24 protein-coding genes and 1 pseudogene are annotated in these 21,123 nt (G+C 35.9%); 20 read left to right on the top strand and 5 right to left on the bottom strand.

What is annotated here, in order from left to right; translation table 11 throughout:
• Window positions 1–20: 20 nt before the first annotated feature.
• From BMW37_RS09345 to BMW37_RS09280, 14 genes are all read left to right on the top strand, one after another.
• Window positions 21–809, top strand: coding sequence for a tetratricopeptide repeat protein (locus BMW37_RS09345; protein ID WP_093320124.1), 789 nt, complete (start codon window positions 21–23; stop codon window positions 807–809).
• A 529-nt stretch (window positions 810–1,338) separates the two neighbouring features.
• Complete coding sequence (locus BMW37_RS15120; RefSeq protein WP_177168633.1) at window positions 1,339–1,485, top strand: hypothetical protein; 147 nt, start codon at window positions 1,339–1,341, stop codon at window positions 1,483–1,485.
• Window positions 1,486–1,520: 35 nt separating this feature from the next.
• Complete coding sequence (locus tag BMW37_RS09340) at window positions 1,521–1,841, top strand: helix-turn-helix domain-containing protein (protein ID WP_093320121.1); 321 nt, start codon at window positions 1,521–1,523, stop codon at window positions 1,839–1,841.
• Complete coding sequence (locus BMW37_RS09335) at window positions 1,807–2,739, top strand: reverse transcriptase family protein (protein ID WP_093320118.1); 933 nt, start codon at window positions 1,807–1,809, stop codon at window positions 2,737–2,739. Before BMW37_RS09340 ends, BMW37_RS09335 begins: the two co-directional genes overlap by 35 nt.
• 63 nt (window positions 2,740–2,802) lie before the next feature.
• A complete protein-coding gene (locus BMW37_RS09330) occupies window positions 2,803–3,141 on the top strand; it encodes a phage tail protein (RefSeq protein ID WP_093320114.1) in 339 nt (112 codons plus the stop codon).
• A complete protein-coding gene (locus BMW37_RS09325) occupies window positions 3,138–3,887 on the top strand; it encodes a phage minor tail protein L (protein WP_093320112.1) in 750 nt (249 codons plus the stop codon). The genes BMW37_RS09330 and BMW37_RS09325 overlap by 4 nt, the downstream gene beginning before the upstream one ends.
• A gap of 427 nt (window positions 3,888–4,314) precedes the next feature.
• The gene (locus BMW37_RS09315) at window positions 4,315–4,797 is read left to right on the top strand and encodes a DUF2971 domain-containing protein (RefSeq protein ID WP_093320106.1); all 483 of its coding nucleotides are present in this window, start codon (window positions 4,315–4,317) and stop codon (window positions 4,795–4,797) included.
• Window positions 4,798–4,848: 51 nt separating this feature from the next.
• On the top strand, window positions 4,849–5,550 hold the full coding sequence (locus BMW37_RS09310; RefSeq protein WP_093320104.1) for a C40 family peptidase: 702 nt from the start codon (window positions 4,849–4,851) through the stop codon (window positions 5,548–5,550).
• 42 nt (window positions 5,551–5,592) lie between these two features.
• Entirely contained in the window at window positions 5,593–6,207 is a 615-nt protein-coding gene (locus BMW37_RS09305; RefSeq protein WP_093320101.1) for a tail assembly protein, read from the top strand.
• Window positions 6,194–9,616: a TipJ family phage tail tip protein gene (locus BMW37_RS09300; protein ID WP_093320098.1), complete on the top strand. Its 3,423-nt coding sequence runs from the start codon at window positions 6,194–6,196 to the stop codon at window positions 9,614–9,616. Before BMW37_RS09305 ends, BMW37_RS09300 begins: the two co-directional genes overlap by 14 nt.
• Window positions 9,617–9,628: 12 nt before the next feature.
• Window positions 9,629–9,922 (top strand): hypothetical protein, encoded by a 294-nt coding sequence (locus BMW37_RS09295; protein WP_093320095.1) that lies wholly within the window; start codon window positions 9,629–9,631, stop codon window positions 9,920–9,922.
• 2 nt (window positions 9,923–9,924) lie between these two features.
• Window positions 9,925–10,647: a hypothetical protein gene (locus BMW37_RS09290; RefSeq protein WP_093320093.1), complete on the top strand. Its 723-nt coding sequence runs from the start codon at window positions 9,925–9,927 to the stop codon at window positions 10,645–10,647.
• 41 nt (window positions 10,648–10,688) lie between these two features.
• The gene (locus BMW37_RS09285) at window positions 10,689–12,353 is read left to right on the top strand and encodes a pyocin knob domain-containing protein (RefSeq protein WP_093320090.1); all 1,665 of its coding nucleotides are present in this window, start codon (window positions 10,689–10,691) and stop codon (window positions 12,351–12,353) included.
• A gap of 169 nt (window positions 12,354–12,522) precedes the next feature.
• The gene (locus tag BMW37_RS09280) at window positions 12,523–12,909 is read left to right on the top strand and encodes a hypothetical protein (protein WP_143047629.1); all 387 of its coding nucleotides are present in this window, start codon (window positions 12,523–12,525) and stop codon (window positions 12,907–12,909) included.
• 33 nt (window positions 12,910–12,942) lie between these two features.
• Here BMW37_RS09280 and BMW37_RS09275 read toward each other — a convergent pair whose 3' ends face one another.
• The 3 genes from BMW37_RS09275 to BMW37_RS09265 all read right to left on the bottom strand — a co-directional run bounded on the left by BMW37_RS09275 (window position 12,943) and on the right by BMW37_RS09265 (window position 14,570).
• The gene (locus BMW37_RS09275) at window positions 12,943–13,323 is read right to left on the bottom strand and encodes a hypothetical protein (RefSeq protein ID WP_093320085.1); all 381 of its coding nucleotides are present in this window, start codon (window positions 13,321–13,323) and stop codon (window positions 12,943–12,945) included.
• Between the two features lie 77 nt (window positions 13,324–13,400).
• Window positions 13,401–13,592: a hypothetical protein gene (locus BMW37_RS09270; protein WP_093320083.1), complete on the bottom strand. Its 192-nt coding sequence runs from the start codon at window positions 13,590–13,592 to the stop codon at window positions 13,401–13,403.
• Between the two features lie 78 nt (window positions 13,593–13,670).
• Window positions 13,671–14,570: a tyrosine-type recombinase/integrase gene (locus BMW37_RS09265; RefSeq protein WP_093320080.1), complete on the bottom strand. Its 900-nt coding sequence runs from the start codon at window positions 14,568–14,570 to the stop codon at window positions 13,671–13,673.
• Window positions 14,571–14,914: 344 nt separating this feature from the next.
• Between BMW37_RS09265 and BMW37_RS15115 the strand changes: the two genes are divergently transcribed.
• The 5 genes and pseudogenes from BMW37_RS15115 (at window position 14,915) to BMW37_RS09250 (ending at window position 16,901) form a co-directional block, all read left to right on the top strand.
• Window positions 14,915–15,085, top strand: a complete 171-nt coding sequence (locus BMW37_RS15115) for an integrase arm-type DNA-binding domain-containing protein (RefSeq protein ID WP_177168632.1) — start codon at window positions 14,915–14,917, stop codon at window positions 15,083–15,085.
• 172 nt (window positions 15,086–15,257) lie between these two features.
• Entirely contained in the window at window positions 15,258–15,878 is a 621-nt protein-coding gene (locus BMW37_RS15575; RefSeq protein WP_093320078.1) for an antA/AntB antirepressor family protein, read from the top strand.
• 39 nt (window positions 15,879–15,917) lie between these two features.
• The gene (locus BMW37_RS15110) at window positions 15,918–16,058 is read left to right on the top strand and encodes a hypothetical protein (RefSeq protein ID WP_177168631.1); all 141 of its coding nucleotides are present in this window, start codon (window positions 15,918–15,920) and stop codon (window positions 16,056–16,058) included.
• Between the two features lie 175 nt (window positions 16,059–16,233).
• Window positions 16,234–16,417 (top strand): annotated as a pseudogene (locus BMW37_RS09255) (type II toxin-antitoxin system HicA family toxin).
• Between the two features lie 61 nt (window positions 16,418–16,478).
• A complete protein-coding gene (locus BMW37_RS09250) occupies window positions 16,479–16,901 on the top strand; it encodes a type II toxin-antitoxin system HicB family antitoxin (protein WP_093320075.1) in 423 nt (140 codons plus the stop codon).
• 173 nt (window positions 16,902–17,074) lie between these two features.
• Here the strand turns inward: BMW37_RS09250 and BMW37_RS09245 are convergent, their stop codons facing one another.
• Window positions 17,075–18,739, bottom strand: coding sequence for an alkaline phosphatase (locus tag BMW37_RS09245; RefSeq protein WP_093320073.1), 1,665 nt, complete (start codon window positions 18,737–18,739; stop codon window positions 17,075–17,077).
• A 1,008-nt stretch (window positions 18,740–19,747) separates the two neighbouring features.
• Between BMW37_RS09245 and BMW37_RS09240 the strand changes: the two genes are divergently transcribed.
• Window positions 19,748–20,203 (top strand): tetratricopeptide repeat protein, encoded by a 456-nt coding sequence (locus BMW37_RS09240; protein WP_177168629.1) that lies wholly within the window; start codon window positions 19,748–19,750, stop codon window positions 20,201–20,203.
• A 116-nt stretch (window positions 20,204–20,319) separates the two neighbouring features.
• Here BMW37_RS09240 and BMW37_RS09235 read toward each other — a convergent pair whose 3' ends face one another.
• Window positions 20,320–20,997, bottom strand: a complete 678-nt coding sequence (locus BMW37_RS09235; protein WP_093320068.1) for a hypothetical protein — start codon at window positions 20,995–20,997, stop codon at window positions 20,320–20,322.
• Window positions 20,998–21,123 lie beyond the last annotated feature (126 nt).

Raw genomic sequence — 21,123 nt, 5'->3', positions numbered from 1 at the left:
CATTTACAATTGAGGTCGTGATGAAAAAAATATTGTTTTGTATTGTCTGTTTGTTGTCATTCTCGGTTTCTGCAGATGTTGCAAGTTTAGGAAATAAGATTGATCAAGATAATATAAATATGGGATTAACTTTGGGTTTTAAATATTATGAAGGCCGTTATGTTGAGCAAGATTATTATAAAGCAAGAGAATATTTTGAATTAGCTGCGAATAAGGGAAGTGATGTTGCACTATCCATGCTTGCTGGGATGTATGCTGAAGGCAAAGGAGTAAAACAAGACTACCAGAAAGCAAAAGAGTATTTAGAACTAGCGGCTGATAAGGGAAATCTTCCAGCACAAACGATGCTTGCTAGTTTGTATTTTGATGGTCAAGGCATTAAGCAGGATTATTCCAAAGCAAAAAAATACTTCGAACTAGCAGCTGATAGAGGGGATATTAAAGCTCAAGAGATGCTTGGTTTGATGTATTATAATGGTCAAGGCACTGAGCCAGATTTTTATAAAGCAAAAAAGTATTTAGAATTGGCTGCAGATAAGGGAATCACAATTGCACAAGCAATTCTTGGGGTAATGTATGCTGAAGGTCAAGGAGTTAAACAAGATTATCAAAAAGCAAAATGGTACTTAGAATCAGCGGCTGATAAGAGATCAGCAATTGCACAAGCAATGCTTGGGTCAATGTATGCTGAAGGATATGGTGTTGAGCAAAATCTTGATAAAGCAAAGGAGTATTTTGGATTATCTTGTGATAATGGCGAACAATACGGTTGTGATGCGTATGCAAAGTTGAACAAAAAAGGTTTTTAAATCCTAACAAAGAAAATGGTTAGATACTTTTTTATAAAAGACTTTTTGGCTTTGATAGAGAAAGTTGTGTGGTGTGATATAAAATTAAGATAAGGCAAGAGCCCTAAATTTAGCTTAGGGCTTTATTTTTTGAGCGCTACTTTTTAATTGTAGAGGCTAATTGGAAGAGTTATGTGTAATCTGTATAATTTTAGTATGCACTATTTGTTATTAAGTTTGTTCGCTTTGAGCGAATTTTTTTGTTGACTTAGTATTCTGTCCGCCCTATAATTGCAAGGCAATAATTTAGGAGAAATAATCGCCAAATAACTTGAGTGAAAACTCAATGGAAAGCATGAATTTGTTTTCTACTACTCTCTTACGGTCTCCCCCCGTGATACGCAGGCGTATCACGGAGAGCAAACCGCAAGTCCCGCGCTGCGGCGAAAACGCAGCGCGGAATCTAGGGGTTAACTTTTGAAAATCTCCAGCTTCTTGGTTAGGCGAAACTACATGCATAGTGTATGTAGAAAACCAAAAGGTAAAATATATGTTAATCAAATTATTGTTTTCAAAAGACGCTAGTAAAAAGAAACCAGAGAAAAAAGAAAGGTCATCATGGAAAGTGTTGAAAATGCTTATCCGCTTAGCAATTCTAGTATATGATGCTCTTAGGTTTTTTGAAGGTGATGAATAGTTAGCGGTCCCCTAAATTTCATAAGTGAGGATGCTATGTTAAGCAAAGCTTTAAAATTAATCAGGCAATATCATGGTTACAAGCAAGTTGAACTTGCTGAAAAACTTGGCATATCAAAATCGTTTCTCTCAGAAATTGAAGGTAATAAAAAAGTTGTTAGCGTTGAATTATTAAATAAATATGCGCAAATTTTTGATATGCCCGTTTCTTCTTTAGTGTTTTTTTCTGAAAATATTCATAATAAAAATTTACTCTCAAGTAAATTTAAGAAGATGGCTACAACTAAAATTTTAAAACTGATGGAATGGTTGGTTGCTAAAAATGAAAAAAACAAAGAAACTCAAACTGATTTCTAATCAAAAGTGCTACCATTTAGATCAATCACCGTTTTATAAATTGCAAAGCAAAAAAAAATTACTTGCGCTACTCTGTATAAATGAAGCAGAATTAAAAGATTGCATTACATCTCCACTAAATTACAATGTTTTTTTAAATGGAACAAGAGTAATTGAAACTCCTATAGGGGTTTTAAAAAAAGTTCATTGGCGTATTGCTAGTCTTTTGATTAGGGTAAATGTCCCTGAATATTTACAGTCAGGCAAGAAAAAACATTCAAATATTTCAAATGCCAAAGTACACATTGGAGATACAAACCTATTATCAACAGATATTAAGAGTTTCTACCCATCCACTCTAAGATACAAAGTTTTTAATTTTTTCTTAAATATAATGAAATGTTCTGTTTATGTAGCAGATATTTTATCAAAATTATCTACTTATAATGATCATATTCCTACTGGCAGCCAATTGAGCATGCCATTAGTTTTTTGGTCTAATTTTAGAATGTTTTCCCAATTGAATGGGCTTGCAGAAAAGCATAACGCCAAAATGACGGTGTATGTTGATGATATTACATTTTCTGGTAATAGTGTAAATAACCTTTTCTTATCAGTGGTAAAAAAAATCATTATTTCTAATAATCATACGCCTCATCCAAATAAAACCAAATTGTATGCGAGTAAGGAAAATAAAATTGTAACTGGTGTGGTTATTAAAGGAAGTAAAATTTTAATAATGAATAAGCATCATAAAGCGATATATCAAGATTTGACTGTTATAAATGCCTGTAAATTATCTGGTGGAGCACCTAGTTGTTATGAAATTACTAAAAAAAGATTACTTGGTCGGGTTAACGCACTGAAATTAATAGATACTAGACTGCAGCACAAAATTGAATATTTTTCAAATTTATAAAGAATTTAAAATACAAAAAACAAACCGCCCCAAGGCGGTTTTTTCGTTTCTGGAGCAAGCAAAATGGACGAATTCAAATTCAAAGTACAGATTCAGGATGGCCTTGAGACATCGATTACTAAGGATGTTTCAGAGGTCAAATTCGGCGATGGTTACGAGCAAGTTGTCGAAAAGGGAATTAACTCAGAGACTAAAACGATTCAGTTAAGTCAGATTGGTACCATCGAACAGATATCACCAATCCTAGACTTTGTGCGTGACCATGTAACGAAAGCGTTTATTTGGCGCAATCAATTCAATGAATTAGGTACTTATCGAGTAGAGAAAGAATCAATAAAGTACTCAATGGTGGGCGGTAACGTTAAGCTCAATTTCACATTTAAAGAGGCGCATCACGTATGATTTCAGCACAAGAACAGTTATTGCAGCCTGACGCAAGGATTAAGCTGATTGAGGTGGACGGTGAAGCTTTTGGTGCTGACATTATGCGTTTTCATTATGAGAGAATTACTTACACTCAAGATGAATTAGAGCTTGCAAGACAAAGCGGTAAGGAACTTCCAGTTAAGTCTATCTGGTGGCAGGGTAATGAGTACATGCCGTTTCCATATCAAATTGAGGGTATAGAAGCTTCTACTGATGGCCAATCTGCTGAACCTAAGTTATCCATTATGAATGTGGACCAACTTATCACAGCGCTTTGCTTGCGTTTTGATGACATGCTTAATGCCAAAGTAACAATTCATGAAACCTTTAAATGCTTTTTAGATGAACGCAATTTTCCTGAAGGTAATCCACAATCTGACCCAAGCCAAGAACGAATTCACATCTTCTATATTAATCAGAAATCAGCTGAAAATGATGAGATAGTCGAGTTTACTCTTGGCTCGCCTTTTGATTTACAGGGTGTATCATTGCCTAACCGGCAGATTCACGCACAATGCCATTGGGCTAACTGTGGAAAGTACCGCAGTGGTGATGGTTGTAATTACTTGGGTACCAAATATTTCGACAGGAAAGGAAATGTGACTGATGACCCTAGTAAGGATTCGTGCGGTGGGTTATTATCTGACTGTAAGGCGAGGTTTGGTGAAGATGCCAAGTTGCCTTTCGGTGGGTTTCCTGCGTCTAGTTTGATTAGGCGGTGATATCATTTTTTACTTTAATAAGCTAAGGTGTTTGCGTGGATAAAAAACAGTTAAGGTATTTTAAGTATAGAGAGTTAAATTTTGATAAAGATATGAAATGCAGAAATTTAGATATGCTCCTAAAGAGCCAGATATACGCATCAACAGTAGATCAGATGAACGATATCAAAGAAGGAGCATTTGCTAAAAGTACCAGGCAAAAAATGATTGATTTTTTTATCAGTATCTTATTGGTGAAATATCGAATTTTTCATCGCTCAGTTTTCATAACACACTCAAAATACCAGGACGTTTAAATAAGAAAAAGCGTGAGTTACTGAAAGACCAAGATATTGATGTTGTTAATGCCAAAAGAGATGATTTAGAAAAATTTAATGCGCAATTCTATGGTATTGCATGTCAGATTTCCGATGAAATTATTGGAGATATGAATGGCTGGGGGATTTATTGCGTTTCTCTAACAAATAAGTCGTTAAGCCTTTGGGATAGGTATACAGATAACTATCGTGGAATTTGCATAGAGTATGATCCTGAGGCGTTTGAACTTTCCCTGCAAGAAGAAAAATTATTTTATCACCGGAAAATTTCTTACATCGAAAGTGGTGAAAAAAGGATTGAGAGTGAAAATCTAGTAGACTCTAGTTTTGCTGATTATTTCATATCTAATTATTTTATGAAAACAGCTGATTGGTTGTATGAGGATGAATACAGGTTTGTTTTTGAAAAAGAAGGATTAGTGAAATACGGGCATAGCGCAATAAAAAAAATATATTTTGGATGTTATACACCTGAAATTTATATTAAGTATGTCATCGAAAAATTTCAAGAAAACCAATCCTTAAGGCATGTAACTTTCGAAAGAATGGGTTTGGATTTTGATACTCAAGAAATCAAATTTACACCTATTTGATATGTTTAAATTAGTCAAACCCTCTCCAGAGGGTTTTTTATTGGGTACAATATGAGAAAAAAAGTAGAAAAATCAATTTGGCGACACGTCAAGGCCGAATACCCGAAAGAATCATGCGGTGTGATAGCAATTAAAGGACGAGTGCAGAAGTACTTACCATGCCGAAACCTAGCACAATCACCTAAAGAGCAATTCATCTTATCACCAGAAGATTACGCTAATGCGGAAGATTGGGGCGAGATCATCGCAATAGTTCACTCTCACCCAGACGCTACTACTCAACCAAGTGAGTTAGATAAATCAATGTGCGATGCTACTAATCTAACGTGGCATATATTCAGTTGGCCAGAGGGCGATATTGGTACCATTCAACCGAGAGGTATTTTACCCTTAGTTGGTCGTCAATTTGTTTTAGGTCATTCTGATTGCTACGGTTTAATCATGGACTACTACAAATTAGAGCACGGCATTGAAATACCTGATTATCGAGTAGATTACAGGTGGTGGGAAGCAGGCGAAAATCGTTACGAAGATAATTTCACTGAAGCTGGATTCATAGAAGTGGATACACCGCAAGTGGGCGATGTCATCATCATGCAAGTACAAGCTGATGTAGCCAATCACGCAGGCATATTACTTGAAAATGGAATGTTACTTCATCATCTGTACGGACAATTGAGCCAACGGGTACCGTATGGCGGTTATTATCGAGACCGAACGATACGAATAGTTAGACATAAATCATTACTTTAGAGCCCTTGAGAAATCAGGGGCTTTTTTTATGGAGCAAAGGAAATGGCGAGACTTACTAAGATTAGGCTAGGCGGAGTACTTGGCAGGAAATTTGGCAAGATCTTTGAGTTAGATATTTCAACTACTGCAGAAGCAATTCGAGCATTATCAACGCAAATTCAAGGCTTTGATAAGTTTCTGTTGGACTCTAAAAAAATGGGCTTAACGTTTGCTGTTTTTAAATCTAAGAGGAATATAGGCATTGATGAAATGCACGATAACGTTGGCCAGAATGAGATAAGAATTGTGCCAGTAGTGATTGGCAATAAATCTGGTGGTCTATTTCAAACCATTTTAGGGGTTGCGTTACTTGGTGTAGCAGCAATTATGACTGGTGGCACCGTTCTTGGCGCAGCTGGAATGTTCGCTGCAGGTACCACAGCAGGCACATTTGGGTTAATGGGTGCTGCCATGTTACTAGGCGGCATCGTCCAAATGCTATCGCCACAACCTAAAGGATTAGGCATATCAGAATCGCCAGAAAATAAACCTAATTACGCTTTTGGTGGTTCTGTAAATACTACGGCACAAGGCAATCCAGTGGCAGTGTACTATGGTCACCGAGAAATAGGTGGGGCAATCATTTCAGCAGGGATATACACAGATGACCAACAATAACTTAATGATTAAAGGCAAAAAAGGTGGTGGCGGTAGTCAGCATACGCCTGTAGAGTCCCCTGATTCTCTTTTATCAGTCGCTAAGGCTAAAATTCTAATAGCTTTATGCGAGGGTGAAATCGCAGGTGGATTAACAGCGCAGGATATTTACTTGGACGGCACACCACTAGCTAATGCTGATGGCACAATGAATTTTACGGGTGTATCTTGGGAGTTAAGAACTGGTACCCAAGACCAAGATTACATACAAGGGTTTCCTGCAGTTGAGAATGAACAAACAATTGGTACCGAACTTAAAGCAGCTAATCCCTATGCGAAATCAATAACCAACACTCAATTATCAGCTGTTAGAGTAAGACTTGGTGTGCAAGCATTACAACGTCAACATGATAACGGAGATGTGACAGGCTCACGAGTTGAATATGCTATCGATGTAGCAACAGACGGTGGAAGTTATCAAGAAATTATCAGGTCCGCATTTGACGGCAAAACAACATCACTCTACGAGCGTTCACATAGAATCAACCTACCAAAAGCCACAACAGGGTGGATGATACGTGTTAGACGCTTAACTGCTGACTCGAGTACTGCAAAAGTGGCGGATAAAACTAATATTCAAGCAATTACTGAAATTATTGATGCAAAGTTGAGTTATCCAAATACTGCATTGCTCTATGTTGAATTTGACTCTAAGCAGTTTCAGTCTATCCCTAAGATTAGCTGCAAACCTAAAGGGCGTGTGATTAGAGTGCCGAATAACTATGACCCTATAACTCGCACATATTCAGGCCTTTGGAATGGTCAATTCAAGTGGGCATGGACCAATAACCCTGCTTGGGTTTTCTTTGATATCGTAACTAATGAACGTTTTGGGCTTGGTAAGCGTATTTCACTTGAACAAATTGACAAGTGGGAACTGTACAGAATCGCACAATATTGTGATGAATTGGTACCTGACGGTAGAGGTGGAAGTGGTACTGAGCCGCGTTTCATATGTGATGTGTATATTCAATCAAAAGCAGAAGCTTACACAGTTCTAAGAGACTTGGCAGCAATTTTTAGAGGTATGACGTACTGGTCAAAAGGGATTTTAGCTTCTATTGCTGATATGCCAGCCGACATTGATTACATCTACACACCTGCAAATGTTGTTGATGGCAAATTCAATTACTCCGGTGCGGCTCACAACACTAAATACTCAACTGTGATGGTTTCCTGGTCTAATCCTGACAATCAATACCAAGATGAGGTCGCGGTGGTATCTGACCCTGATTTGGTTAGGCGTTATGGTTACGTAGAAACATCAATCACGGCAATTGGCTGCACAAGGGAAAGCGAAGCCAGACGCAGGGCAGATTGGATACTTCAGACAAATCGAAATGATAGAACCATCTCTTTTAATGTTGGGCTTGACGGTAATATCCCAAGACCAGGCGGCATCATAGGAATTGCGGACCCTAAATTATCAGGACGAGTGCTTGGTGGTCGAATCAGTGCTGTAAATGGTCGCAACATCACTTTAGATAGAAAATCTGATGCAAAGGTAGGCGATAGATTAATCATCAATTTACCTAGCGGTAAAGCAGAAGCACGCACTATCCAAGGGGTTAAAGACAAAATCTTAACGGTTTCAGCTGACTACTCAGAAGCGCCGATGAAAGAATCGGTTTGGAGTATTGACGCTGATGATTTGGCAATTCAGCAGTTTAGAGTGGTTTCTATCGCTGATAACAATGATGGTACTTATGCTATCACGGCAACATCTCACGATCCTGATAAATACGCACGAATCGACAATGGCGCAAGGATTGAATCTAAACCAATCTCAGTCGTACCCTCATCAATTCAAAAGCCTGTTGCTAACGTTGTAATCACGTCATCATCAAGGGTGGAACAGGGTATCAATATTGCCACACTTCATGTTGAATGGGATAAAACAGATGGCGCAATCAGTTATGAATCAGAGTGGCGCAAGGACAATGGCAATTGGATACCAGCTCTACGCTCAAGTGTTAATTCGTTCGATATAGAGGGCATCTACTCAGGTCGCTATCAGGCGCGTGTAAGAGCTATTAATGCGTCTGATATTAGTTCAGGCTGGTCTTATGCTGATGAAATGACTATTACAGGTAAAGCAGGTAAACCGCCTATGCCTGTAGGATTTACTACAAATCCTATTACTTTTGGTATCCAGTTAAACTGGTACTTTCCTGCAGAAGCAACTGATACCTTAAAAACCGAGATTTGGTACAACACTCAAGATAGTGACAAGGGAGCTTTATTGCTTGCTGATATTTCTTATCCGCAAGGTACTTATCAGCAAATGGGGTTAAGTGCTGGTCAGATGTTCTTCTACAAAGCACGCTTAGTAGACAAATTGGGAAATCAAAGCGATTGGACTGATTGGATACAGGGCATTTCATCTACTAGTGTTGATGATATTGAAAAAGTTGTTACTGACGCACTTAAAGAATCTGATGTATTTAAGCAACTGAATGACGAATTCTCAGATAAATTTGACGCAATAGAGCAACACGCAGATGATTTACTTAAACAATCACTTGCAATTATTTCCAATGCCACTGCTAATGATGAAGACATCCAACGTCAGAGGAAGCAGAATGGTAAATTTTTAGCCGAAATTACTCGAGTTGAAAAAACGGTTGTAACTGAATCTGAGGCAATGGCAGAGGCAATACAAAACCTTAAAGCTCAAATGAGCGAACAAGATCATGAAATATTAGCTGATATTCTTCAAGTTTACCAAGTTATCGCCAATGAGAAAGAGGCGACAGCTAAGTCTATTGAACAATTACAAGCGAATTTTGATGATATTGTGACTGCTAAATTAGTAACATTTAACGAGGCACTTGTAGACTTAGAAAAAGCCCAAGCTTATTCAAATCAGATTTTAGAAGCGAATATTGATGGTTTGTCGGCAAGTTTAAATACTCAATCTAACGTTCTAGCTGATTTGAAAGGGAATTTATCTTCAACTTACTCTATTTCAGCAAAAATAAGCTCAAATGGTGTTATTTATGCCGCTGGAATGAGCTTAGGTGTTGAAGAGGTCAACGGCAAAACACAAGCTAATGTAGTGTTCCTTGCAGATAATTTCTCAATTCTAAATTCAATCAACGGTACACAAGTTAGCCCTTTCTTTGTCAATGGCGGTCAAGTCTTTATGAGAAATGCAGTTATTCAAGATGGCTCGATCACTAACGCTAAAATTGGGGATTTCATTCAATCAAATGATTTTGTAACAGGCAAAACAGGTTGGAGAATTGATAAAAGCGGCAAGATTGAAATTAATGGCTCTGGCTTAGGGGGGAGAATAAGCATTACAAATAATAGAATTGATGTATTCGATGAGAAAGGTGTCTTACGTGTCCGAATGGGTGAACTTTAAGAAGGGTTATTTATGTCATATGGATTACAAATAAAGCTAGATGATGGAAGGGATATAGTTTCACAATTATCTCCTAATTTTGTTCTACATTATGGTTGGGCAGATAAATATAAAGATGCTAAATGGGAATATTATGAAGAGGGATTAATTAAGCTTATTTGTCAAATAGAAATTCAAAGGGGGTTGTCATTGAAAGCTTGCTTTGTTGATGAGCCTCCTAAAACTGGCTCATATATAGATATAAGCGGTAGTTCTGTATTAGTCGTATGCGGTCGATGGGATAAATTTATGATCTATTTGGAGTAAATATGTTTGGTATAGAGATAAATAATGCTAAAAGGTTATGGTTTTCTTTAAACAGAAGACCTTATTTTTTTCACGGTAAATACGCAGTTGATGTTGTTCCGGGTCAATATATTACATTGCCAGAGGTTGGTGCTAACTTACCAGTTATGATTTTTATGCGTTCAAAATCAAGAAATGCAGCTGTTTTAATTGAATCGAACATAAATGATTATCGCTCTTACACACCAAGGCAGACTAATAATGCTATAAAACCAAGAAATCTAATAACTACTCAAAAAGAAGTGTCTTTTGGTGCTGATTTGTATGTGTTCTCTCAACAACCTAAAACGTTAAGCAAATATGGCATGTCAATTTATGGTGAGAAAAGCAATAGTAAATTTAATGTAGAGGTCTTTAATTCGAGTTGGATGCCTTTGGAATTTAAAAGTTTAGATGTCGGTATTGATATTCAGAATAAGCATGACGCTTCTAAAATTTTAACCAATAATGTTGCTGTTCTAACTGCTTCTACCAGCCGTCAAGTCATCGCTTCTGTATATAATAACTTGTACGATGGAAGATCATATTGGCACGTAGTTACAGGGGCTCATCAGAATGAAATTTTTTTAAAAAATATAGTTGAAAGTTTTAATATTCCCGAACCAATCGAAAATAAACCGTCAGTTCTACAGAAAATATTTTATATAGAGACTGATAAATACGATACATACGCAAATCTTAAATAAGCCCTCACTTCGAGGGCTTTTTGCATTTTAGGAGAAAGGAAATGTGGTACAGAAACGGAACAGTAACACTCAAAAAAGGCACCAATAAAGTGCTTGGAATGGGAACGAAGTGGCAGGACAAACTAGCGAACGTTGAAGCAGGTCAGCCTTTAATCGTCAACAACAACATTTATGAAATAACAGAAGTAAAGAGTGATACTGAACTCTATATCAAAGAATTAGCGCTTGAAGATGTGACAAACAGTGCTTACGTGATTATGAGCGTCGTTTACGGTTCACTTGGCGATGTGGCACTTAAAGCATCTAAAGCACTCGCTCACTATCAAGAACAGATGCAAGTATTTGACCAAATGTACTCTGGCACTGAGCCATTCACAGTTATAAAACCAGATGGTACTGAAATTGAGATGTATCCATATTCACTACTAAGCGTGAATCTTCAAGACTTAAACCAAACAATACAAACTGTTACAAATTATGCAACAGCTGCCGAAAGCTCAGCGAATCACGCTCAATCTAGTGCGAGTGATGCAAGTCAGTACGCACTAAATGCGTCTAATTCTGCTAAACAATCCAAAGATTCAGCAACTAAATCAGCAGAATCAGCGAGTAAATCTCTACAATCTGCTAATGATTCAGCATCTAGCGCAAGTAATGCAAGTCAATCTGCTACTCAAGCTAAGCAAAGTGAAGATACCGCTCTCAGTCATGCTAATAACGCTCAATCTAGCGCTAATGATTCAGCTCAATCAGCATCTGAATCTAAGGTCAGTGCTGAAGAAGCTAAACAAGCTGCTTTAAATGCAACAAGCGGATTTAATAAAGATTTGCTGATTCAAGAATTTGAAGCGTTAAGTGATGAAGAAAAACAAGCAATCAAAGATCATCTTGGTGTTGAAGAAATGAGCCTTGATGGCGCATTGTTAGCTAAAAATGATTTAAATGATGTCCAGGATAAAGCTAGGGCATTGCTGAACTTAGGTGCAATGAAAAGCAATGCGTTAGCCCATGACTTGACACCAACATTGAATGATGTAAACACACTATTGAAAGCAGGTTTTTATAGTATAGCTAGCACTGCTAAAAATTGGGCGAATACTTCATCAGGTGGGGCAATGCTAGTTTTGCAACATGGTGAATCCACTTATATTACTCAAATTGCCGTTGTAGGCGAGGTAATTAGTTTTAGAGTTTTAAACGGAACAAGCGTATGGTCAAAATGGACTCAAGTTGCTCATGAAAATGCAACGCTAAATTTTACTAAGTTAATGACAGTTGGTGGAGGTGGTTTAATTGTCAAGCCTAATATGGCAGGTCAAAATTCTCAAATATGGTTTAGAGATACTAATGGTCAGAATTTCGGTTATATAGGGCGAGTAGCTGAGGCAGGTACATCTAAGTTTTACGATAGAATAGTAATATATAACAGCAAAAATAATCATGATTTAACACTCCGTGAAGACAACAGGCTGACTTATTCAAAAAATGAAGTTTTACACACAGGTAACGCAGGTGCTTTTAATGGTGTTGGTTCATCTGTTACTCGGATGTGGGATTCACCTATGGATGATGACCCTAATTATAAAAACTGTACGATAGCAGGTACAACTCTTTCTTGGAACCTAGCAGGAACTTATAGATTTGTATCTGATGTCTACGATTACTTTTTAGGTTTATATGTCCAAACATGGACGCGAATAAACTAAATTTATAAAAATTAATTTGCTTGCATCAACTTAAAAGGAATATCCAATGCAATATGAAAATTTAGATGAACAAAAAGAAATCAAAGAGCCCGTTGTCACTTACCATAACCCTCGCACTATTAACATCAAAAAATTTATAGAGCTAGACATCTACCAAGATGGCGAGTATATGTATCCGTTCGGGGCAATCAGTAATCCAGATGATAGTACGTTCGACATCTATCAGCGAGCAATGGAGGGAGAATTTGGCGAGATTGAAATCGTTGAGGTAGAGAAACCAGACCCAAAAGTTATCGCGCGTCAATGTAGAGATTCGTTTCTATCTGCAACGGATAGAATGACTGTTATTGATTATACGATAGCTGACCATAGGTTGACTGAAGAAGAAAGGGAAGAACTGATTCAAGTTAGAGATGAGTTTAGAAGATGGCCACAATCAGATACGTTTCCTGATTTAGAAAAAATGCCAGATATGAGCTATTGGTTATTCTTTGAGGCTTTGTATTTAGGCTGGAATGCGCCCGACGAGCTAAAGGCGCTTTATGGGGCGGTTTGAATAAAAAAAAGGGGCTATATGCCCCCAAAACAATTAAATAATTGGTTTCATTTCAGTACCAACAAATACATTTTTTTCAATATCAAAGTAAATATATTCACGCTGAGACAATTTCCAAGCTTGATTATTGGAAATTTCTTCGCCATTAAGATAAGCTTTTTTAATTTGTCCTGATTTGTATCTATCCAATTTCAATCCGAAAACTACTTCAAAGAAGTCATCTTTAATGTAGATTCTTTTACCTTTCCAAGATTCTAAGCCCAAATCTAATAATTTTTGCTCTGTACTCATAGTAACACCTCTTATAATACCCCATGCCATTTTTAGAGCTGAACGAAAATAATCACTAGCTTTACCGCCAAATTTTGCCACTGCGTTTCTAGAGATTTCCCATGCTTTAGTCATTACATTCATTTTCGTTAGCTCCACTTTTGTTAGTTGATGGGGGCATTATAATGATTGATATTTAACATGTCAATACATTTTAAATTTCAACTGTGATATTTCGCACACTTTTCATTAAGAGCTTGTTCAAAAAATTCAGTGAACTTCATATTATTAGATTCTGCAATCGATTTCCAACGTTCTAAATCAACAGGATCGACTCTGATACTTATCATTTTTTTCGTTATATCTTTTGAATTGTTGCTTGGTTTGCCAACTAGCCCATGTTTTTTTTCCATAAATACCTCAAAAAAGAAAAGACTCACTGCTGTGAGGGTGACTGCAGTCTACATGAAGAATTTTATCATGCAAGCAAGTTAAAGTTTCAATCTTTTCCAATCCTTGCTACTAAGACCTCGATCATCATTATACATATCAGTCATTGATGCTCTTTTATGGCCAAGTAGTACTTGGGTGTTAATCCCTTGCTCACGATACAATCGCTCTGATAGCGAGCGAATTTCATGAAAACTCGGCTGAGTACCCTCTTTTTCCCACTCTCCGAAGCAATCTACATACAATGTTCTAAATCCGTCTGACAGTGAATGAGGACGCACTTGACTGCTATTTTTATGTACTAGTAGAAATTCAGAATTATTACCAATTTTGCATAAGCTAACGACATCATTAATTGACATACCAATTACATCAAGACGCAAATCAATTGGTAGTGCGACCATAGCGCCTGTCTTCTGCTGCTTAATGTGTAGATAGCCGTCCCAAATATCAGAGAATTTCATTTTCGATATATCATGTCTGCGTTGGCCTGTGATTACTGCTAATAGCAAAGCCAAATAAAACCATTTTTTACGATTGAGTTGTTTTGATGCTTGCAGCATAGTTAAAAAATCTTTGGTAGCTAAACGATTTCTTTTTACTGAATCTCTGGGCGGTTTGATATGCGTCAAAGGGCTTGATTCACACAAGCCGTGGATGATAGCTTCGGAATAAAACTCTTTGATGTTCCAATACAGTTTTCGAGCTGAATTATGCTTGCCTTGTTCGACAAGTGGTTGTGTTAGATTTATAACATCAATTGGCTTAATATCATCAAGCAGTCGATGACCCAGTGCAGATGTGAATCTGCTTAAATGAAGCTTTTTATCATTTAGAGTTTTAAGCTTAAGATTTTTTGATTCTAGGATTTGAATGTAGGTTGGAATAAAAGAGTTGACTGTTTTTTCTCGATTGAATATTTTTTTAATTAGCTTTAACATAAAGACTCACAAGAAATAGAAATGAATTGACACATCAGATTTATCTTATTTTTAACTGCGTACGCACGAAAGGCGCATAATTAAAATAAACCATTGAATAAAATAGATAGACGTTTCCTGCTGGGGACGCCAATCAAATATTCTCACCTGTTCTTATCTGTTCTATTATCCTAAAAATTCCCTTTTAAGACATATATTTAACGTGTTTTTTGTAAATTTTATGTTCTCAAATGTACTCACTTGTTCGGTCATATTCCATAGTAGCATTCAATAATAGTAACATGGATGGTAACACAGCATGAGGAAAAAAACCTTGTGTTACCATAAATAAGGAAAACATTGAAATGGCTAAAAAAATTCGACCTCTTATAGATGCAGAAATAAAACAAACTAAACCAACAGATTCTGATAGTACTCTTTTTGACGGTGATGGGTTAGAGTTGCTAATTAGGGTTTATGGTACAAAAACTTGGCGGTTTAGGTACTATGCACCGGCGACAAAAAAAGAGCAGTGATCACAATTGGCTAATATCCCATCATATCACTTAAAGATGCAAGAAATAAAAAAATAGAGTTTTTAGAACATTTAGCAAATGGCGATGATCCGCGTAATTCAATCGAAATCCAAAAAAACAAAAAACAGACTCTTGAGAAAGTAACATATGATTTCTTTGAAATTTATCGATTATGACTAATCAATTAATCCCTGTCTTTGAGAGTCAAATCAATAATGAAACTAATTTACTATGTGATGCGCGAGAATTGCATGCTTTCTTGCAGGTCGGAAAGCAATTTGCAAGTTGGATCATGGAACGTATAACTGATTACGGTTTCATTGAAAATCAAGACTTTATTTTGCTTACCAAAATTGGTAAGCAAAAAGGTAGAGGCGGACACAACAAAAAAGGTTACCACCTAACACTCGATACAGCAAAAGAACTAGCGATGGTTGAGCGTAACGATAAAGGAAGAGAAATTAGACGGTACTTTATTGAGTGCGAGAAAAGATTAAGAGCTAGTTTTAATCAGTCAACCACAAATAGCAAATCAACAGCTGATGACAGAACACCACTAAGAGACGCAATCAACCTCTTAGTAAGCAAAAAACACATTCTTTATCCAGAAGCGTATTCATACGTTCATCAGAGATTCAACGTTAAACATATTAATGAACTAGAACCTTCAATGCTTCCTGTTGCTGTAGAGTACGTGCATAAGTTGGCATTAGTGGGCGAGCTACTCGAAGCAGAGCAACCAGAATCTAAAAAAGACATTAGCTTTGATAAGTTGATACCGTTCTCATTCTAAAAGCGTTATTTAGTCAGAGTATTTGTATCAGGCAATGTAATGAAAACGAGGGTATTTTTTACCGGTGAATCAGATACATTTAATGATATGGCGACAGGGATTTGTAAAACATTGGGTTTCTTGCCTGTTGAATTTAAAAGCTATCCCATAAGCCACAGTGATATTCATATACTGCAATAAAAACAAAAAATAATATTCAACCGCCCAAGTGGCGGTTTTTTGTTTAATTGGTTCTCTAGCTGTATTTTTTAACAATAAAACCAAAGATAAATAAAACACACTATACACACATTAAATATTTACTTGTTGTGTATCGTGTGTATAATAAGCCTATTGAAATAAATAAGGGGGGAAGTTGACTAGTGCAGAATTGATAAAGTTGTTAGAAAAAAAACGGTTAGGTGTTAAAAAGAGTAAAAGGCAGCCATCATCAATTCGAACACCCAGATAACCCACTAACAATTACTGTTCCACACCCTCGAAAAGATATGCAAATTGGAACAGTTAAGAAAATTATGAAAGATGCAAATTTGAAATAACTGTAAGAGAAGCGCTGAAAGGCGCGCTCTTTATGATAAGTTATAATTAAGGAGTACAAATATGAATATCTACCCAGCTTATGTGCATTTTGGTGAAGATGGTTCAGCGAGTGGATTTTTTCCTGATGTTGTTGGCTGTTACTTTGCCATTGAGCCTGATGGAGATTTGTTTAGCGAGGCGATAAGTGCGCTTGATTTTCACTTCGAATCATTAGCTGAGAAAGGTGACGATATACCTCAGCCATGCAATGTATTTGAGCATTTAAGAAATGACTCAGATGGTATATATCAAGATGGTCAGTGGTTCAATGTTTCCATAGACACATCAAAGTATGACGGTAAAGTTGAAAGAATTAATGTTACTTTGCCTCATAGGTTAATTTATCAGATTGATTTAGTTGTTAAATCAAATGCTGAGTATAAGAGTAGGAGTTACTTTCTTGCGAATGCCGCTAGAAAAGAGTTACAGAAAGCTAAGGCCTGATTGATAATTAATAGAGGGGCTATATGAATGGAGAATTTCACAAACAGTTCTGTGAACGCAAACGAGCGAAACGGGTGTCTTATACTTGTTATTATTTAACTGGGCAAATGAATTCGAGCTAGGAGTAACGTCACATCTAGCTCGAAATTGTCACTTTTAATTAGATATGCTGTTTACTTCATAAGTGAGATAATAGATTCAGATACAAACCAATTCGTCCCATTAAAAATATTAACACCTTTAGAAAAAATTTTATCATCATTAAATGTAACATAATTTTTGTTTCTAGGAATTATTAATACATCATCATTTTTAGTTAAAATCAGAACCGGATTTTCAGGGTCATCATCATTTTGTTTAATAATTACTTTGCTATCATTTTTAAACTCATTTTCGACATTAATAAATAATTCATTTGTTGTTCTATCTAAATCAACCCCTATCGATTTAGCTATAAATTCAGATAGTTCGGTGTTTTCTAGTAAACCACCGATTAATTTACCACGGGGATCATATGAATATAATATAACGTCCTGGCCAGTGTGCCCATTGGTTGTAAAACCTATTTTAGCCCTATTTGCCATTATTGGGCCTATTGCATACCCCATATAACCAACTTTAGCCTCATGAATTGACTTAATTTCTTCATTCGTTAAATCTGTAATTCCGAAATTTTGTTCAACAAGTTGGCTAATAATTGGTGTGAATGCTTCTATTGATTGATCCCTAAAATTATTGGGAAGTATGTCCTCAAAAGCTTCACCAGTCATTTTTGCATTTTTTAATGGATCTACAAAATTACTCCAATGTGTCTTGTTATATGATGTACTAGTTGATCTATCACCAATTGATATTCCTGAATTACCGTGATCAGGAACTATAATGACGAGTGTATTTTGGTCCTTTTTTGCAAATTCATAAGCTTCATGCACTGCTGAATCAAAGCTTAATACCTCACTTACAATAGCAATAGGATCATTTGCATGCGCAGCCCAGTCAACTTTAGAGCCTTCAACCATTAAAAAAAATCCGTCATCATTTTTATTTAAAATTTCAATCGCTTTTTTTGTCATTTGCGATAAACTTGGTTCTAAGTCTTTATCCCTATCTATATCATAAGATATTGAGGTAGCACTAGGATTTTTTGCAAATACACCTAATAATTTTTGACCATCGAATGCCATTAATTCAGATGTATTATTAACCCGTGAAAAACCTTCTTGTTGAGCGATAAGTTGCATATCCTCGTTGTCTTTTCTTTCATCAACTTGAAGATATTTAAGTCCTCCCCCGAGAATTACAGTCAATCCATTATGCAAAATTTGCTCAGTTAAATTGTCATAATTTTTTCTTGAGATATCATGAGCTGTAAATGCCGCAGGTGTTGCATGCATAAACTCGCTAGTGCTAACTATGCCAACAGATTTACCTGATAACTTAGCCGCTTCTAATAAAGAAGCTACTGGTCTAAGTCTTTCAGTTTCTGGTGGAGTTTTAGCATTTGGGAAATCATAAACTTCTCCAGTGATACCTACATTACCACTTTGAGCTTTCCAACTTGTTGCCATAGCTGTACCTGCAGGAGCTGAATCAGCAACTGTACCATCAGCACTCCATGTACTCATCAATCCACTTGCCAGACCATCCATTACTAAATGTTCACCTTTATATAACCTAGCAAGTGTAGCGCTTGTGCCACTCATACCATCAGGAATTAAAAAAATAACATTTTTTACATTAGAAATTTTTTCAGTATCTGCTGTTATTGGTGCATGAAAAAACATTAAGGGAACTGATAAAAAATAGGAAATAATAGCAGTCAATTTAAATCTATTCATAATTTGCCACCTTTAATTTGAGAGTTATAAATGAAACATTTAAAAGCATATACTCAATAAAAAAATTTAAATGCAGGCTTCAGTAATCGCGAATACATCTTGGATAATACTTGGAACAGGCTCAGTTTCTGCTAATTTAGAGAATTGAGTATAAACAAAGTAGGATACTTCAATAAGTATATCAATCAATATATTCTAGAAATGTTAGATATGTGTTAATAAAAGGTGAGTTTAATGCTGATTTGAGTTATAGATCACAGAAAACATTGTCTTAACTTAATGAAGTAGCTAAATAATACTAAATAATCAAGTAATTTCTAAAGCATAGAGATAATCATTTTAAATAAGGAAGTTATTTAAATACCTGATTATCATTCAAAGAAATAATAAGTCCTCTAAAAAATTACCTAATACAAGAATACACCTATATAAATTTACTGAAAAAAACGTTACCATAACTTGCTTTAGACTGGTATAACCAGAGAATAAAATTCAATATTTATGCTCTTATGACTTGGTGTTAAATCGGCTCTAGCTGAGTTATTTTAGTGATTTCGTGGTGAGCGCGGAGCTAAAAAACAATGTTTAAATTGTCAGTTCTGTAGTAATAAGCTGAATGAAAATGAATCATTGATGTCGTGTCGTTAAGTAAAAAGTAATGTCAAAACTGCATATCAAAACTGCGAGTACGAATCACTCACGCTAACAAAGCTAAACGTGACTTTCAATAATGGTTTTAGCTGGCTCAGCAGCAAAATAGTAAATTGTGATGTGTGGACAAATAAACGAGTGAAACACAATAAATTTGACTTTTTAGGCTTTACTTTCAGACATAAAGAAGCAGTAAATTTATTAAGAAATTAGGTGGTTGAACTGTTCTTTCCCGCTGTTAGCGAACTAAACAAAAACACAATTAAATAAACAATAATTGTGAGTTGTATGCGGTATCATAAGCATTATTTAGTGCAGCGAAAATTTTACTGTAATTCTTTTGCTATTGAGGTGATGATGAAAAAAATATTATTTTATGTTCTCTGCTTGTTTTCTGTTTCAATATTTGCTGATTTTAAAAAATTAGAAGCTATGGCAATTGAAGGAGACGCTAAGGCTCAATATAATCTTGGGGTTATTTATGCTTATGGTGTAGGGACAAAAAAAGATTACCAAGAAGCTAAAAAATATTTTGATTTATCGGCTAATCAAGGATTTTCCGATGCACAATTTAAACTTGGGTCTATGTATTATGTTGGTGAAGGAGTAATACAAGATTATTACAAAGCTAAAAAATATTTTGAGTTAGCGTCTAGTCAAGGAGATTCAGATGCGCAATTCTTACTCGGAGTAATCTATCATAAGGGGTATGGGATAAAACAAGATTATCAAAAAGCTAAGGAATTTTATAATTTGTCTTGTAATAATGGAATTCCAGAAGCGTGTGTCAGTTACTCTGAAATCAATAAGTGAGGATTTTAAAATTACCATTGACAGTATAATAAATTACTTAGCAACTTAGCAGAACCCCCAAAAACTATAGCTGCTTAATTAAGCTCAAACCATTTATGAATCAGAATTTTCAGGTGTTAAAATGATTTTTTATTGCAACGTGAAAATATATCATCATAAGGTATTGCATGATGTTCACCTTTTATATAAAGTTTGTCATCAATACGTTTTATATTAATCGCTGCTGAACCATAGAAATCCTCATAATACTCTAGTCCAACTATGTTATGGCTTTGATCATTGCCATCTACAACATCAACAACAAATGCAGAACCATAATCAGCATCTACAGCAAACCATGTTTCATCTATGATTGCGACTGTATTGCAATCAGGTTCCTTACTCCAAGTACCTCGATATTCTTCTGGAATGTATGATGCTTTAGTTGAAAAAGAATATTGACCTGTATAGTCATTACAACCATTTTGAGTGTCAATCGTAAGTATTCCCTCATCAAACGTTGCTTTAATAATACATTGGCTAGGCTGGGTGTCATCATAGCGGCTACCATTTTGTTTGAATGTATATGTTTTACCAAATGTGATTTCAGCAGCACTTGGTGCTTGGAATGCATTTGGTTGCTGGCCATAAGCGTCCGTAAAGACTAATTGATATTGGTAAATATCAGAATCTTTGTAAGACCATAAATGAATGCGTGCTTTGTTATGACCAGCATATGTACCCTCTACATTAGAAAATGCTGAGAATGTTAATGTGATAAGTGCGAGAGGTAATGCTTTTACGATGTTATTCATAATATATCCTTGTATTAAATGTCATTAAAAATGTAGGTTAGAATCTTTCTATTATAGATGGTAAAACTGTAGTGATATTGTATTTAAATCATGTAGTAGCATAAGAATATGTATTCGTAATTTTCT

Origin of the sequence: Thorsellia anophelis DSM 18579 (assembly GCF_900111395.1) — a bacterium.
In the GTDB taxonomy this organism is placed as follows: Bacteria; Pseudomonadota; Gammaproteobacteria; order Enterobacterales; family Thorselliaceae; genus Thorsellia; species Thorsellia anophelis.
This window is presented reverse-complemented; position numbering and strand designations above follow the sequence as displayed.

What these genes read in the sequence shown, in the direction of transcription:
- BMW37_RS09345 (WP_093320124.1), top strand. Translation starts at nt 21, where the DNA reads ATGAAAAAAATATTGTTTTGTATTGTCTGTTTGTTGTCATTCTCGGTT.
- BMW37_RS15120 (WP_177168633.1), top strand. Translation starts at nt 1,339, where the DNA reads ATGTTAATCAAATTATTGTTTTCAAAAGACGCTAGTAAAAAGAAACCA.
- BMW37_RS09340 (WP_093320121.1), top strand. Translation starts at nt 1,521, where the DNA reads ATGTTAAGCAAAGCTTTAAAATTAATCAGGCAATATCATGGTTACAAG.
- BMW37_RS09335 (WP_093320118.1), top strand. Translation starts at nt 1,807, where the DNA reads ATGAAAAAAACAAAGAAACTCAAACTGATTTCTAATCAAAAGTGCTAC.
- BMW37_RS09330 (WP_093320114.1), top strand. Translation starts at nt 2,803, where the DNA reads ATGGACGAATTCAAATTCAAAGTACAGATTCAGGATGGCCTTGAGACA.
- BMW37_RS09325 (WP_093320112.1), top strand. Translation starts at nt 3,138, where the DNA reads ATGATTTCAGCACAAGAACAGTTATTGCAGCCTGACGCAAGGATTAAG.
- BMW37_RS09315 (WP_093320106.1), top strand. Translation starts at nt 4,315, where the DNA reads ATGAATGGCTGGGGGATTTATTGCGTTTCTCTAACAAATAAGTCGTTA.
- BMW37_RS09310 (WP_093320104.1), top strand. Translation starts at nt 4,849, where the DNA reads ATGAGAAAAAAAGTAGAAAAATCAATTTGGCGACACGTCAAGGCCGAA.
- BMW37_RS09305 (WP_093320101.1), top strand. Translation starts at nt 5,593, where the DNA reads ATGGCGAGACTTACTAAGATTAGGCTAGGCGGAGTACTTGGCAGGAAA.
- BMW37_RS09300 (WP_093320098.1), top strand. Translation starts at nt 6,194, where the DNA reads ATGACCAACAATAACTTAATGATTAAAGGCAAAAAAGGTGGTGGCGGT.
- BMW37_RS09295 (WP_093320095.1), top strand. Translation starts at nt 9,629, where the DNA reads ATGTCATATGGATTACAAATAAAGCTAGATGATGGAAGGGATATAGTT.
- BMW37_RS09290 (WP_093320093.1), top strand. Translation starts at nt 9,925, where the DNA reads ATGTTTGGTATAGAGATAAATAATGCTAAAAGGTTATGGTTTTCTTTA.
- BMW37_RS09285 (WP_093320090.1), top strand. Translation starts at nt 10,689, where the DNA reads ATGTGGTACAGAAACGGAACAGTAACACTCAAAAAAGGCACCAATAAA.
- BMW37_RS09280 (WP_143047629.1), top strand. Translation starts at nt 12,523, where the DNA reads ATGTATCCGTTCGGGGCAATCAGTAATCCAGATGATAGTACGTTCGAC.
- BMW37_RS09275 (WP_093320085.1), bottom strand. Translation starts at nt 13,323, where the DNA reads ATGAATGTAATGACTAAAGCATGGGAAATCTCTAGAAACGCAGTGGCA.
- BMW37_RS09270 (WP_093320083.1), bottom strand. Translation starts at nt 13,592, where the DNA reads ATGGAAAAAAAACATGGGCTAGTTGGCAAACCAAGCAACAATTCAAAA.
- BMW37_RS09265 (WP_093320080.1), bottom strand. Translation starts at nt 14,570, where the DNA reads ATGTTAAAGCTAATTAAAAAAATATTCAATCGAGAAAAAACAGTCAAC.
- BMW37_RS15115 (WP_177168632.1), top strand. Translation starts at nt 14,915, where the DNA reads ATGGCTAAAAAAATTCGACCTCTTATAGATGCAGAAATAAAACAAACT.
- BMW37_RS15575 (WP_093320078.1), top strand. Translation starts at nt 15,258, where the DNA reads ATGACTAATCAATTAATCCCTGTCTTTGAGAGTCAAATCAATAATGAA.
- BMW37_RS15110 (WP_177168631.1), top strand. Translation starts at nt 15,918, where the DNA reads ATGAAAACGAGGGTATTTTTTACCGGTGAATCAGATACATTTAATGAT.
- BMW37_RS09250 (WP_093320075.1), top strand. Translation starts at nt 16,479, where the DNA reads ATGAATATCTACCCAGCTTATGTGCATTTTGGTGAAGATGGTTCAGCG.
- BMW37_RS09245 (WP_093320073.1), bottom strand. Translation starts at nt 18,739, where the DNA reads ATGAATAGATTTAAATTGACTGCTATTATTTCCTATTTTTTATCAGTT.
- BMW37_RS09240 (WP_177168629.1), top strand. Translation starts at nt 19,748, where the DNA reads ATGAAAAAAATATTATTTTATGTTCTCTGCTTGTTTTCTGTTTCAATA.
- BMW37_RS09235 (WP_093320068.1), bottom strand. Translation starts at nt 20,997, where the DNA reads ATGAATAACATCGTAAAAGCATTACCTCTCGCACTTATCACATTAACA.